The following is a 13,864-nucleotide window of genomic DNA, read 5'->3' as shown; positions in this document are numbered from 1 at the left end:
CAAATATTGCGTCAATGATCGATCATACATTATTAAAACCTGAAGCTACAAAAGAACAAATTGAGAAACTTTGTGCTGAAGCTAAAGAATACACATTTGCATCTGTTTGTGTAAATCCTACTTGGGTAAAAACATCTGCTGAACTTTTAACAGGAACTCCTGTAAAAGTTTGTACAGTAATCGGTTTCCCACTTGGTGCATCTACACCTGAAACGAAAGCATTTGAAACTACGGATGCAATCAATAACGGTGCTGGTGAAATTGACATGGTATTAAATGTCGGCGCTATGAAATCTCAAGACATGGATTTAGTAAAACGAGACGTAGAAGCAGTAGTAAATGCTGCTAAAGGGAAAGCAATTGTGAAAGTAATTTTAGAAACTTGTTTGCTAACTAAAGAAGAAATTAAAGTAGCAAGCCAACTTTCTAAAGATGCTGGAGCGGATTTTGTTAAAACATCTACTGGTTTCTCAACAGGTGGAGCAACATTTGAAGACGTTGCTTTAATGCGTGAAGTAGTAGGTCCAGACCTTGGTGTGAAAGCATCTGGTGGCGTTCGCAGCTTGGAAGATGTTCAAAAAATGATCGAAGCAGGGGCTACACGAATTGGTGCAAGCTCAGGCGTACAGATTGTGCAAGGATTAACTTCTAACTCAGACTATTAATTATCAAGAACGTATTGACCAAAATGATATGATACGATATAATTTTGGAGTACATAACACTAGGTTATGTATTGACGTGTGTTCGGAGGGAGGGAAAGAGAGATGTCAAAAACTGTCGTTCGCAAAAACGAATCGCTTGAAGATGCTCTTCGCCGCTTCAAACGTACTGTTTCTAAAAGTGGAACAATACAAGAGGTTAGAAAACGCGAGTTTTATGAAAAACCGAGTGTAAAGCGTAAAAAGAAATCAGAAGCTGCGCGTAAACGTAAGTGGTCAATTCCCATAATCCCTACGTTCTTAACACGTACTACTTGATGACTAAAGAAATTTCATATGTAAGCCGAGAAATCTCCGGATTTCTCGGCTTATTTTATTTTTCTAAGGATTTGAATTTAGTAGTGAGTTACACCTTCTTTTCGTTGAATGGACTGAAAACCACGACGAGTTGACGGAAATTTCTCTTTGGTCACTGGACATAACCCCTAAGGTTCAACAAAAATAGACAAAACCATAACTACAAATCCTATCGAAATTCAATTGTGTCATTAACATTCATCTTCCCACTCAATCAGCAACTTCTTCCAAGTTTTTTTCTTCATTATGAATCTTTTATCCTGTTCATCCGTACATACTATAGAAAGCCGAATTGTTACATAGATAAGGAGGGGCGTTATGAGATGGACGCGGGTCGTAAGTGGGTATTTACTGCTCTTCATTTCCATTCTATTAATCTTGCCTAGTTTGCCCGTCAACGCATCGGAAATTTATCGGATACCTATAAAGGATGAAGTGGAAAAAGGGCTATATGCCTTTTTGCAACGCGCTTTTGAAGAAGCTGAAGAAGCKGGTGCTGATGTTGTGATTTTAGACATCAATACACCTGGTGGATTYGTGGATTCTGCTGAAAACATCGCAAAATTAATGGATGAGACACCATTGAAAACGGTCGCGTTTATTAATCACAATGCGTTATCTGCCGGTGCCTTTATAGCATTGCATGCAGATGAAATTTACATGGTGCCTAGCGGCCGTATAGGTGCTGCTAAAGTCATAGATGGAGCAGGGAATGCTGCGGAAGAGAAAGCCAATAGTGCTTGGTTGACATCGATGAAAACGGCAGCAGAATCTTCAGACCGTGATCCATTATACGCTTTGGCAATGGCGGATGAATCTATAGACTTACCAGAATACCGAGCAGGAGAAGGTAAACTTCTTACGCTGTCAGCTACTGAAGCTGAGAAAGTAGGCTATTCAGAGGGGACCGTTGCTTCAATCGATGAATTGCTGCAGAAATTGGAACTTAAAGAGGCCACTGTTACTTCGGTAAATGAAACATTTGCAGAGAAAGTAGCGCGATTTGTTACTAACCCAATTATTGTACCCATTCTGTTGTCTATCGCAAGCCTTGGATTGGTTGTTGAATTATATTCACCTGGATTCGGAGTGGCTGGAACGATGGGCTTAACCGCGATAGGTTTATTCTTTTTCGGTCATATGGTTGCAGGGTTGGCAGGTTATGAATCCATTATTCTCTTTGTCATTGGAGTCGGGTTTATAATAGCCGAACTATTCCTCCCTGGTGCGATTGCAGGTATTATAGGGGCAGCGTTAATTATCGGTAGTATACTTCTTGCGGGGGGCAATGTAGTTCACATGGGAATTGCCGTGTTGATTGCATTGATTGTCGCAATCTTAGGAATGGTGATACTCATGAAATTCTTTGGAAAGAACCTCAAGGTGTTCAACAAAATTATTTTGAAAGATGCCACGGATACTGAACATGGTTATGTTTCTAACGTCAACCGGTATGAATTATTAGGCAGAATGGCTGTAAGCATGACACCACTTCGTCCTTCTGGAACAATTATGCTGGATGGTGAAAGGATCGATGCAGTCACTGAAGGTGGCTACGTGGATGCAAATAAAGTTGTAAAAATTATTAAAGTTGAAGGCTCCCGTACAGTTGTCCGGGAAGTCAAAGAAGGGGAGAATGAAGCATGATTGAAGGAATTACTGGAAGCACAATCAGCATTATCATAGCCATTATAGCCGCGTTTATTCTTTTGGCTATTTTCATGACGTTTGTACCAATCGCGTTGTGGATCTCGGCATTAGCAGCAGGTGTACGCATCAGCATATTTACATTAGTGGGGATGAGATTACGTCGAGTAATTCCATCACGTATCGTCAATCCGTTAATTAAAGCACATAAAGCAGGACTTTCTGTTTCAATTAATCAACTAGAAAGTCACTATTTGGCGGGTGGTAATGTTGACCGAGTAGTAAATGCATTGATCGCCGCTCATAGAGCAAATATTGATTTGCCATTCGAACGTGCAGCAGCAATCGACCTTGCAGGCCGTGATGTGCTGGAAGCCGTTCAAATGTCTGTTAACCCGAAAGTAATTGAAACGCCGTTTATTGCCGGTGTTGCGATGAATGGTATCGAAGTGAAAGCGAAAGCACGTATTACTGTTCGTGCTAACATCGATCGTCTAGTTGGTGGTGCGGGTGAAGAAACAATTGTAGCCCGTGTTGGTGAAGGGATTATCTCAACTATTGGTTCTAGTGAAAATCATAAAAGAGTTCTAGAAAATCCTGATATGATTTCTCAAACTGTATTATCAAAAGGTCTTGATTCTGGTACGGCTTTTGAGATCTTATCCATTGATATCGCGGACGTTGATATCGGTAAAAACATTGGTGCCGAACTACAAACAGAGCAAGCGGAAGCTGACAAGAAAATTGCGCAAGCTAAGGCTGAAGAACGTCGCGCAATGGCAGTAGCTACTGAACAAGAGATGATTGCCAAAGTTCAGGAAATGCGCGCGAAAGTAGTAGGAGCAGAAGCAGAGATTCCTCTAGCTATGGCAGAAGCTTTACGTGAAGGAAATATCGGAGTTATGGATTATATGAATTATAAAAATCTACAAGCTGATACAAGCATGCGCGATTCTATCAGTAAAATGGGTGGCGACAAATCTAAAACTGATCTAACTAAAGATTAATCTGGATCAGTAGCCCTTTAAGGAGGGATTCGACAGTGGAACCAATCATTTTTGCGATTATTGCATTTGTTATTAGTGCAATTTTCAAACGGAAAAATGCAAGTGATGATGGTGGGAAAACAAAACCATTTCTGCCTCAATCATCAAATCAACAATCCATGAAAAAGCTTGAAGATTATGCGAAAGAAATATACGGAGATGTGCAAAAACAAATCTCTAAAAGACAAATACAAGCAGCACCAAAACCTGAAGTGATCCAGCAAATGAAGCATGTGAATGAAACTGTATTGCCTGTAAAGGAAAAAGAGAAGACAGCACCAACATCCGCTGCTCGTCCAGGAAGACTTTCCTTGCACCAGTCAAAAGAAGTCATCAGGACTACATCTTCTGATTCAATTTCACTGGTTCCGTCTTCAGAAAAGGAATTGCTTCAAGCGATTGTTTTTTCGGAGATTTTAGCTCCTCCAAAATCGAAACGTTAACTCATGACCTCCTGTCTGTCAGCATATGCTGATGGAAAGGAGGTCTTTTATTGTTAAACAATCATTTGCAATTGACCCCATTTATCCATATTGACGACTTTCAATCTATCCGTGTGAATGGACCCTTTGAATTACTGTCACTCAGTCCTCATTCATGTCAGTTAAGGGGACAAGGATTTGCTTTGACTATAGAATCTGGTGAAACGATTATTTCCACCATGAATGTAGATGAAGTCACGATCAGTGTTCGAGATTTAACAAAACTGGAACTTCGAAAAATGGATATGGTCTAATGGGATCTATAGAAAGCAGTCGAAAAATCACTTGTCAAATAAAGCCCCATGATCAAACATATTCTTTTCTTCAAGCTTTAAAAGTAAATAAAGTTTACATAATAAAATTATCTACAAATAAATCGGGAACGACATTTACGATTTACGAAAAAGACATTCCAAAGGTACGGAAAATCAGAAAGCAATTCAGGATACCTATACACTTTTCGCGACCTGATAATACACAGGTAATTCACTTTCATTGGTCAGTGCTCGCGGGATTACTAGGATTTATTTTAGTTCCATATATCTGTTCTTTATTTTTATGGCAAATATCTATAGAAGATGTGTCCGACGAACGACAAGTAAAGTTGGAGCAGGAGCTGCATAAATTAAATGTAATCGAAAGAAAAAGCCTAAAATCACTGGTACCTGATTCTGAGATTCGACAAGTTATATTAGCGAACAATCACGATCTGTCCTGGATTCATATCAAGCGAACAGGAGCAAAAATGCATCTTACTTCTGTACCTGCACCTGTCATTATCCGAGAGCAAGTGGATAAAACGGGACCTTCGGATCTAGTAGCTTTGCGAAAAGGAGTAATTACCCACTATGACCTCCGCTCCGGAGAACGTTTGGTACCGATCAATGCAACGGTCAAAAAAGGAGACAGACTGGTAACAGGGCTTCTGAAACAAGGGAATAAAAATTTGGTTGTTGGTGCAGAAGGGCAAGTATTTGCTGACTATTGGCTTGAAATGTCTTTTCAATTACCAACAAAAATTGTTTATGATAAGTTCGTGTCTGAAGAAGTAAAAATACTACAAGTATCTCCGGCATGGAAATCGTTTAAAAAAGAGCAGAACGTAGAGCGGCTGATCGAATTGTTCAAAAGTGCTTTCAGGGTTGAGCGAAACACCATCGTAGAAAAATCGTCAGTAACTGTGAATGAACAATGGATTAAAGAAGCGTTTATACCCATGTTAAGAATGAGAACAGCATCAACGTTATCTCCAAATGGAAAGATTAAGGATGAAAAAATTTTACACATGACGTGGTCAAATGATACAGTAAAAGGGAAAGTATTGTATTACATGAATGATAATATTGCAGGTAAAAGTCCTATACATCAAGGAGACTGAGAATGCAGGAAGAACATTATACGGAATTACACGTTCAAGATCCAAATGAAGMCATCTTACTGCTAGGAATTTCTGATGGCAATATGAAATTGATTGAACAAGAACTTGGCGTACAGGTCATTACCCGAGGCGAAGCCATTCGTCTAGTAGGAGATGTCGAAAAACGTGCAATTGCTAAACAACTAATTGAACAACTATTAAAAGTTATTAAAAAAGGAATAAATATTAATCAACGTGACGTAAGTACAGCTATAGAAATGAGTACAGCTGGGACTTTAGAGTATTACGCGGAGTTGTACGATGAAGAAATTGCCCGCAATGTCAAAGGGAAAGCGATACGTGCCAAAACAATAGGTCAGCGTGAATATATTCATGCGATTCGTCACAAAGATTTGGTGTTTTGTATTGGACCCGCTGGTACGGGAAAAACGTATCTGGCTGTTGTTCTTGCCACACAAGCGTTAAAAAACGGTCATGTAAAACGTATCATTTTGACTCGTCCTGCTGTTGAAGCAGGGGAGAGCTTAGGGTTCTTGCCAGGCGACTTGAAAGAGAAAGTAGATCCTTATTTACGTCCTTTGTATGATGCACTTCATGATGTACTGGGAACGGAGCAAACGACGCGCTTTTTGGAAAGAGGAACGATAGAAATTGCTCCTCTAGCTTATATGCGTGGACGTACACTTGATGATGCATTTGTCATTTTAGATGAGGCTCAAAATACGACGAAAGCTCAAATGAAAATGTTTTTAACACGACTGGGCTTCGGCTCGAAAATGGTGATCACTGGAGACAAAACGCAAATCGATTTACCGCGTGGTGCAGAGTCCGGACTGAAAGTTGCCGAGAAGATTTTGCACAATGTCAGTGGCATCCACTTCCAGATGCTCGAGCAAGGAGACGTTGTCCGTCATCCGCTCGTCGCAAAAATTATTCATGCATACGAAGAACAGCAGCCGGAATAGGGCTGCTGTTTTTTTACTTTTGGCAGATTTAATTTTTCATATTGTTTATCATTACACTTTCGTTGGACTCGAAATCTGCATTAGCCGGCCATCATGAAACCACATTCGTTTTTTGTAACGTACACTTGAGCAAACAGCATGCTCCGCATGAGTCCGAAAGTATGAAAACCAGATACTTGTAGGACTACCGCTTCAGCTCTTGAGGATTGGCAGGGTTGGCTTGAAAATTCATTTCTTAGAATCAAAGCTTGGATGAATGGTGGCTTCTTTTTGTCCACTCGCATGAGGTTATTGACCAGTCAGGACTGATGACTGACCATTTATCACAATTTTTGTCCATTCAGCAATAGTTGCCGTCCATTCGAAAACACTTTCTGTCCATTCGCTTGGACACGGACACTCAGTCATTACCAGAAACACATACATACAAAAAAACCTGACATTTTGTAAGGAGTCAGGTTATTTATCTTATTTTAAGAAAAAGTATGCGCAAATACATTCTTTCATTTCTTTTCAATCAACTAGTCTACGAATCTATGAGTGTTGTTGCATTACGCAGTTCATAAATCTTTTACAATTGTCGGTGTAATGATAGAAAATTCTTGATATGATAGAAGGTAGAAGATGGGGTGATGCAGTGAATAGCTGGATTAATAAAATGCAGTCACTAGTGGGCTACCGAACATTTACCGTTTTAACGATTGTGATAACAGGTTTACTCCTTTTTTTAATTCTCGTAAACGGAGTTAGACCAGAGAAATATGATATAAAAGAATTTCACTTATCGAAAGATACAATTCGCTCCATAAAAACAGTTGAAGATCCTGTGAAGACTGAAGAAGAACGTCAAAGAGCAGCTTCAGAGGTTACAAGTGTTTATCAATTCTCCGAGGAAATTGGCGAAAATCGTGCAGCAATTGTTACGTCCGTAATTGATTATGTTCTGGAAGAAAAAGCAGAATCAGTTAAATCGGCTACGCCAATAGAACAACAAGTAAGTAACTTGAAGGAAAACCTTAATGTGCTAGAAACTGATGGGGAAGGAATTCGCTTTACCGATGATGCCCTGGTTTCCTTACTGCTATTGGAGAATGAGTCCTTAATAACTTTAAGAGATTCTCTAACTGCTTCAGTACGCGATATTATGAGTAAGCCGATTCGCACTGAGCAAGTAGCCAATGCCAAAAATGAAATCGAACGAAGTATTCGGGAAAATTTGCAGATACCAGAAAGTGTTCTGCCAACAGCTGTGTTAATTGGACGATACAGCATCACAGTAAATGAAACGTTAAATGAGGAACTGACTCAGGCCCGAATCGAGCAGGCGCGAGCGAGTATTGAGCCGACCCGAATTCTTCAAGGACAAGTAATTGTTCAGGAAGGTCAAATCATCGATCGGGAAGTGTATCGACAACTTAAACTTCTGGGAATGTTAACGAATCAATCGTCATTGGAACCGATTTTGGGGCTGATTCTCTTTATTTCACTTTGTATGTGGCTTGTACATATGCAAATGGCAAAATGGCGTACGAATAAAGAAGAACGGCAACGGGCACTTCTTGTTGGAATGCTGATTTTTATTTTGTCTGTCATCGGGATGAAATTAATCAGTTTGGTATCAGACAATTTTGATGTGACAATTGCCTTTTTATTCCCCACTGCACTAGCTCCAATGCTGGTGCGTTCATTAATAAATGAACGCTTTGCCGTATTAATGGCATTTTTGACGGCAGCGGTCGCAGGTCTAGTGTTCCAGGAAGGGTATTCTGCTGTACTTCAGATGGAAATTGCCCTATATATTTTATTCGGTGGATTTGCAGGTTTATACGTGATTCAAGGTGCTGAAAAACGGTCACACTTACTTCAGACGAGTTTAAATGTAGCTGTTGTCAATTTCATTTTTATGGCATTTTATTTACTAATGACTCAATCAGACTATGGGGTTAGTGAATTGCTGTTTTACGGTATTGCTGCACTCACCTCTGGTCTTTTGTCCGGCGCTTTGACCATTGGCTTATTACCGTTCTTTGAATCAGCTTTCGGATTAATTTCCACAATGAAACTGATCGAACTCTCAAATCCGAATCATCCATTGCTGAAAAAGATCTTAACTGAAACACCAGGAACGTATCATCATAGTGTAATGGTCGCAAATCTGGCTGATGCAGCCTGTGAATCGATTGGTGCAGATGGATTATTAGCACGAGTAGGCTGTTACTATCATGATATCGGAAAAACAAAACGACCAGGATTTTTTATAGAAAATCAAATGAGTCATGCCAACCCTCATGATGCACTTCCTCCAGAAACCAGTAGGGACATCATTTTATCCCATGGTAGTGATGGAGCAAAATTATTGCAAAAGCACAAAATGCCAAAAGAAATTATTGATATTGCTGAACAACATCATGGGACAAGTTTATTAAAATATTTTTATTTCAAAGCAAAAGAGGAAGGGCAGCCCGTAAACGAAGAAGATTATCGTTATGCAGGGCCTAAACCTCAGAAAAAAGAGACAGCTATTATTTCCATTGCAGATAGTGTGGAGGCTGCCGTCCGTTCAATGAAGCATCCTACAGCAGAAAAAATACAGGAAATTGTACATTCCATTATCAAAGACCGATTACATGATGGGCAATTCGATGAATGTGATTTAACGCTTAAAGAACTTAAAACCGTCGAACGCGTTCTGTGTGAGACTTTGAATGGTATATTCCATTCTCGAATTGAATACCCACAATAAAGGAGCTTATATATGCACTTAACGCTAGATTTAATTGACCAAACAGAATCATTATCAACGGAGAACCTGGAGCTTATTGAAAAAATGTTACATCATGCCGCTCAGGCTGAAGGTATTGAAGCTGGCAGCGAGTTATCTGTGACATTCGTGAACAATGAGGAAATTCAGCAAATCAACCATGAATATAGAGGTAAGAATGTACCGACAGACGTCATTTCATTTGCAATGGAAGAACTGGGAGAAGGTGAAATGGCGATTGAAGTAGAGGGTGTGCCACGTATGCTAGGGGATATCATCATTTCAGTCGAACGCGCAAAGGAACAGGCAGTTGATTACGGCCATAGTGAAGAAAGAGAATTGGGCTTTTTAGCAATACACGGTTTCCTTCATTTACTTGGCTATGATCATATGGAAGCCGAAGACGAAAAAGAAATGACTCAAAAGCAAGAGACAATCTTACAGTCTTTTGGATTGCGACGTGAACAGGATGAAAAGCAATAATTTCTTGAATTCATTCAAATTTGCATTCGAAGGAGTCATTTTTGCAAGTAAAAGTGAACGGAATTTTCGCTTCCATTTGCTTGCAGCAATTGCTGTGATTTTGGCGGGAACGTTCAGCCATTTATCAACAGTTGAGTGGATTATCTTGATTTTATGTATTTCCGGGATGTTGAGTCTGGAATTGGTCAATTCTGCTTTAGAAAGAGTCGTTGATCTCGCTTCACCAGAAATTCATGTTTTAGCTAAGCTGGCGAAAGATATGAGCGCTGCTGCAGTTCTTGTATTTGCCTGTGCAAGTGCTATAATCGGAATACTCATCTTTTTACCTAAGTGGATGGAAATTATTAATTGAGGTGTTTTACTAATGGATAAATTACAACTAATGGAAGAATCCAAAATCGCACGCGAAAATGCGTACGTACCATATTCAAAATTTAAAGTGGGTGCTGCTCTGCTTACGAAAGAAGGCAAAGTATACCACGGCTGTAATATTGAAAATGCATCATATAGCATGACAAACTGTGCAGAGCGCACAGCGATGTTTAAAGCTGTTTCTGAAGGCGTTCGTGACTTTGCTTCACTTGCTGTCGTAGCTGATACGGACGGTCCTGTATCGCCATGTGGAGCATGTCGTCAAGTCATTGCAGAGTTCTGTGAGCCAAACATGCCTGTCTATCTAATTAACTTAAAAGGAGATGTACAGGAGACAACAGTTGCTGGGTTGTTGCCAGGTGCATTTACTCCGGAGGATTTAGCTTATGCTGGAAACAAATAAAGGGTACAAGTCTGGATTCATTTCAATCATTGGCCGTCCAAACGCTGGGAAATCGACATTCTTAAACCGTGTTATCGGTCAAAAAATAGCGATTATGAGTGACAAACCTCAAACAACAAGAAATAAAGTTCAAGGTGTTTTAACAACGGACACGGAACAACTTATTTTCATTGATACTCCGGGAATCAATGAGCCTAGACATAAACTAGGGGACTTTATGCTAAAAGTCGCGAAAAACACGTTACGTGAAGTAGATGCGATTTTGTTGATGGTTGATTCTACTGACCGTATCGGTAAACAAGACCGTTACATTTTAGATATGCTCAAAGGGAATGAAACACCAGTCTTTCTGGTGATGAATAAAATCGATTTAATCCATCCTGATAAGCTTTTGAGCGTAACTGAATCTTTCAGAAATGAATTTGAATTCGCGGATGTATTGCCGATTTCTGCACTTGAAGGCATCAATATCGAAGGATTGTTGAAAGTCCTGACTCAACACTTACCTGAAGGACCTCAATATTACCCAGCAGATCAAGTAACTGATCATCCAGAACGTTTCATCATTTCTGAGTTGATTCGTGAAAAAGTTCTTCACTTAACGCATGAAGAGATTCCTCATTCAATTGCTGTTGTTATTGAGAAAATCAAACGAGACGAAGATAGTGAAAAAATCCGTGTGACAGCGACGATTATGGTAGAGCGCGACTCACAAAAAGGCATTGTCATCGGTAAAAAAGGTGCTCTTCTTAAAGAAGTTGGGATGCGAGCACGTAAAGATATCGAAATGTTACTTGGAAGCAAAGTATTTCTTGAACTTTGGGTAAAAGTCCAAAAAGACTGGCGTAACAAACAAGTTCATTTACGAGATTTCGGTTTCCGCGACGACGAATATTAATAAGGGGCGTGGGGGCAGTTGCTGAATCGAATTGAAGGCATTGTCTTAAAAACGCAAGATTACGGGGAATCCAATAAAATAGTCACCATCTATTCACGAGAAGGCGGTAAGGTAACTGCAATGGCAAGAGGTGCGAAAAAGCCTGCCAGCAGACTCGCTGCCATCACTCAACCCTTCACTCATGGGTCCTTCCTGGTCCAGCAAGGACGAGGAATGGGGACCATGCAGCAAGGGGAGCAAATGGAGTCTTATCGTCATATCCGGGAAGATATTGAAGCGACTGCCTATGCAAGTTTTGTGGTGGAATTAATCGATCGTGCAGTGGAAGAACGCACAGCTCAACCTGCCATTTTCAACTTACTTCAACAAGCACTGCATGCCATATCGGAAGAATATGACCCTGAAGCGATTGCTTTGTTCGTGGAGTGGAAAATGTTGCCGGTCACCGGGATTTACCCCACACTGCATCAATGTGCTAATTGCGGAGCAACAGATGGAGAATTCGCTTTTTCGTTTCAACAGATCGGTTTTTTATGTCATCGGTGTTTTGATATTGATCGCTATATAATTCGTTTGACACCTGCTCAAGTCAAGCTCATTCGGACGTTTTACACGGTGCCGATTGAGCAAGTTGGGAAGTTGACATTAAAAAAAGAAACGAAAACGTTTATCAAGAAAATCGTGAGAACCATATACGAGGAACAAACAGGCATTCGACTGAAGTCCAGGTCATTCATTGATCAACTCGATCGTTCGCCACAATATTTCCCCAAAAAAGAAAATCCGTCTATTGCCCCTGAAGAAGGGCAGTAAGACGGTTTTTTTTATGCGAAATACGTGTGCTCACGGAATATTCTCTAACCTTTTTGGCTAAATGGATATTACTGGTATAATATAAGGGGTTATAGTTGGTGGCTATGAAAAATATTTACTGATTGGCATGTCAGTATTATTACGGCAGGAAATGGTCCCAAAACAAAATCTGAATTATAGATTGGAGCTGGATTCTTGAAGAGGTTAGTTATTATGACAGTTGGTATAACCCATAGCGGTAAGACTACATTTGCGAAAGCATTAGAAACAGAGATGCCTAACTCAGTTGTGATTGATCAAGATAATCATGCTGAATTCCTCCATACATACTACCAAACGTTATTACCGAAACAAGGACATAATACAATCAAGTATTCTCTTACACAAACTATTGTCGATTATGCAATTAATGAGACTAATTGCCACCTCATTCTTTGTAACTCAAATCGCAATCGTAAAGGCCGTTTGAAGCTGCTTGAACATTATCATAATGAAGGATTTACAAGCATTCTTGTGGATTTTGATGTGCCAGAACATGTTCTTAAAGAGCGTGTTGCGAAAAGTAAACGTACTACAAAAATATTAAGAACTGCTTCAACGTTTGAGGAAGTGCGAACTAGGCAACAGAATGAGACTAATAAAGGTGATGTGATAGCGCCGATAGAAGGCGAAGCGGAGCATTTATTTGTAATCAAAAACGCGGTTGAAGTTCAGTCTGTTATTAGAAAAATTATCGAAATTGCTGATAATTGAGGAATGCCAAAAATTTATCTAAAATGTACATACGTTAACATTGCAAAAGGTTTTTGTTTTTTCTCTAGATGACCTTTTTTTATTCCTAGAAAAAGTATCAATTTAATCTCACGGGACAAATAGGGGATACTTAGTGAAATAAAACACTATTATGGATCGGAATCGGTAGCAACTTTTAATAAAGATCCAATTAAGGAATTTAAAGAAAAATTAACATCAATTAGAACACTTTTTCCAGAGGATTATATGAAGGAAATAGATGAGTTGATCGTCATTTTTAGTAATGAAAAAAATGATAAGATCAAGATTGCGGGTCATTAAGTCCAGGAGGCCATGGAATGAAAATTAATCCTATGGGATGTTTTATCAATAATTTACGTTATTCTATAAGATCTGCAATAGAAACCGATGCGAAAAATTTATCTGAAGTTAGATTGCAAATAGATGGAGAAACGGAAAATTTAGATAGGGAAAAAGGCGAGGCATACATAGACGCAACAGGCTTTAAACAATTAATTAAAGATGATACGGAAAGCATTAGCAACCTATTTTTATTGGCAGAAGTTAATGGTAGAATTGTTGGTTTTTCAAGATGTGAAGGGAACAAATTGAAAAGAAGTTCTCATAAAGTGGAATTTGGTGTCTGTGTATTACAAGAGTTTTGGGGCTATGGTATCGGAAAGAACCTTTTACAACAATCCATTCAATGGGCAGATTCCAATGATATTAAGAAAATAACCTTGAAGGTTCTCGAAACCAATAATCAGGCAATGGAACTATATAAAAAATATGGGTTTGAAGTGGAAGGGATGTTAAGAAAAGATAAACTTCTTTCTGATGGGAA

At 39.4% G+C, this 13,864-nt stretch carries 16 protein-coding genes; all 16 read left to right on the top strand.

Annotated elements, in window-relative coordinates; all coding sequences use genetic code 11:
* The coding region (gene deoC, locus AC1DSL_RS12920; protein WP_477532476.1) for a deoxyribose-phosphate aldolase at positions 1-665 on the top strand (665 nt) is incomplete at its 5' end.
* A 102-nt stretch (positions 666-767) separates the two neighbouring features.
* The gene (rpsU, locus tag AC1DSL_RS12915; protein WP_477532475.1) at positions 768-980 is read left to right on the top strand and encodes a 30S ribosomal protein S21; all 213 of its coding nucleotides are present in this window, start codon (positions 768-770) and stop codon (positions 978-980) included.
* A 357-nt stretch (positions 981-1,337) separates the two neighbouring features.
* Positions 1,338-2,666, top strand: a complete 1,329-nt coding sequence (locus tag AC1DSL_RS12910) for an NfeD family protein (protein ID WP_477532474.1) — start codon at positions 1,338-1,340, stop codon at positions 2,664-2,666.
* Positions 2,663-3,673 carry a flotillin-like protein FloA gene (floA, locus tag AC1DSL_RS12905; protein WP_477532473.1) on the top strand — a complete coding sequence of 337 codons (1,011 nt, stop codon included), beginning with the start codon at positions 2,663-2,665 and terminating at the stop codon, positions 3,671-3,673. Before AC1DSL_RS12910 ends, floA begins: the two co-directional genes overlap by 4 nt.
* A 35-nt stretch (positions 3,674-3,708) precedes the next feature.
* On the top strand, positions 3,709-4,155 hold the full coding sequence (locus AC1DSL_RS12900) for a hypothetical protein (RefSeq protein WP_477532472.1): 447 nt from the start codon (positions 3,709-3,711) through the stop codon (positions 4,153-4,155).
* 50 nt (positions 4,156-4,205) lie between these two features.
* A complete protein-coding gene (locus AC1DSL_RS12895) occupies positions 4,206-4,448 on the top strand; it encodes a hypothetical protein (protein ID WP_477532471.1) in 243 nt (80 codons plus the stop codon).
* Positions 4,448-5,572: a sporulation protein YqfD gene (locus tag AC1DSL_RS12890; protein WP_477532470.1), complete on the top strand. Its 1,125-nt coding sequence runs from the start codon at positions 4,448-4,450 to the stop codon at positions 5,570-5,572. Before AC1DSL_RS12895 ends, AC1DSL_RS12890 begins: the two co-directional genes overlap by 1 nt.
* Positions 5,573-5,574: 2 nt before the next feature.
* Positions 5,575-6,537 carry a PhoH family protein gene (locus AC1DSL_RS12885; protein ID WP_477532469.1) on the top strand — a complete coding sequence of 321 codons (963 nt, stop codon included), beginning with the start codon at positions 5,575-5,577 and terminating at the stop codon, positions 6,535-6,537.
* A gap of 658 nt (positions 6,538-7,195) precedes the next feature.
* On the top strand, positions 7,196-9,280 hold the full coding sequence (locus tag AC1DSL_RS12880) for an HD family phosphohydrolase (RefSeq protein ID WP_016426891.1): 2,085 nt from the start codon (positions 7,196-7,198) through the stop codon (positions 9,278-9,280).
* A gap of 12 nt (positions 9,281-9,292) precedes the next feature.
* Positions 9,293-9,781, top strand: coding sequence for an rRNA maturation RNase YbeY (gene ybeY / locus AC1DSL_RS12875; protein WP_016426892.1), 489 nt, complete (start codon positions 9,293-9,295; stop codon positions 9,779-9,781).
* Positions 9,768-10,133 carry a diacylglycerol kinase family protein gene (locus tag AC1DSL_RS12870; protein WP_036659297.1) on the top strand — a complete coding sequence of 122 codons (366 nt, stop codon included), beginning with the start codon at positions 9,768-9,770 and terminating at the stop codon, positions 10,131-10,133. The genes ybeY and AC1DSL_RS12870 overlap by 14 nt, the downstream gene beginning before the upstream one ends.
* Before the next feature lie 12 nt (positions 10,134-10,145).
* Positions 10,146-10,556, top strand: a complete 411-nt coding sequence (locus tag AC1DSL_RS12865; RefSeq protein WP_016426894.1) for a cytidine deaminase — start codon at positions 10,146-10,148, stop codon at positions 10,554-10,556.
* A complete protein-coding gene (era, locus tag AC1DSL_RS12860) occupies positions 10,540-11,454 on the top strand; it encodes a GTPase Era (RefSeq protein ID WP_477532468.1) in 915 nt (304 codons plus the stop codon). Before AC1DSL_RS12865 ends, era begins: the two co-directional genes overlap by 17 nt.
* Before the next feature lie 18 nt (positions 11,455-11,472).
* Positions 11,473-12,267 carry a DNA repair protein RecO gene (gene recO / locus AC1DSL_RS12855; protein ID WP_016426896.1) on the top strand — a complete coding sequence of 265 codons (795 nt, stop codon included), beginning with the start codon at positions 11,473-11,475 and terminating at the stop codon, positions 12,265-12,267.
* A gap of 213 nt (positions 12,268-12,480) precedes the next feature.
* Complete coding sequence (locus AC1DSL_RS12850) at positions 12,481-13,020, top strand: AAA family ATPase (protein WP_477532467.1); 540 nt, start codon at positions 12,481-12,483, stop codon at positions 13,018-13,020.
* A gap of 338 nt (positions 13,021-13,358) precedes the next feature.
* Positions 13,359-13,864: N-acetyltransferase family protein (locus AC1DSL_RS12845; RefSeq protein WP_477532466.1), on the top strand; the 506-nt coding region annotated here is incomplete at its 3' end.

Source organism: Paenisporosarcina sp. P4_D4, assembly GCF_056401835.1.
Note: the sequence above shows the minus strand (reverse complement) of the source record. Positions and strands in the feature narration are given on the sequence as shown.

What these genes read in the sequence shown, in the direction of transcription:
- AC1DSL_RS12890 (WP_477532470.1), top strand. Translation starts at nt 4,448, where the DNA reads ATGGGATCTATAGAAAGCAGTCGAAAAATCACTTGTCAAATAAAGCCC.
- AC1DSL_RS12880 (WP_016426891.1), top strand. Translation starts at nt 7,196, where the DNA reads ATGCAGTCACTAGTGGGCTACCGAACATTTACCGTTTTAACGATTGTG.
- ybeY (WP_016426892.1), top strand. Translation starts at nt 9,293, where the DNA reads ATGCACTTAACGCTAGATTTAATTGACCAAACAGAATCATTATCAACG.
- AC1DSL_RS12850 (WP_477532467.1), top strand. Translation starts at nt 12,481, where the DNA reads ATGACAGTTGGTATAACCCATAGCGGTAAGACTACATTTGCGAAAGCA.
- floA (WP_477532473.1), top strand. Translation starts at nt 2,663, where the DNA reads ATGATTGAAGGAATTACTGGAAGCACAATCAGCATTATCATAGCCATT.
- AC1DSL_RS12865 (WP_016426894.1), top strand. Translation starts at nt 10,146, where the DNA reads ATGGATAAATTACAACTAATGGAAGAATCCAAAATCGCACGCGAAAAT.
- AC1DSL_RS12870 (WP_036659297.1), top strand. Translation starts at nt 9,768, where the DNA reads ATGAAAAGCAATAATTTCTTGAATTCATTCAAATTTGCATTCGAAGGA.
- rpsU (WP_477532475.1), top strand. Translation starts at nt 768, where the DNA reads ATGTCAAAAACTGTCGTTCGCAAAAACGAATCGCTTGAAGATGCTCTT.
- era (WP_477532468.1), top strand. Translation starts at nt 10,540, where the DNA reads ATGCTGGAAACAAATAAAGGGTACAAGTCTGGATTCATTTCAATCATT.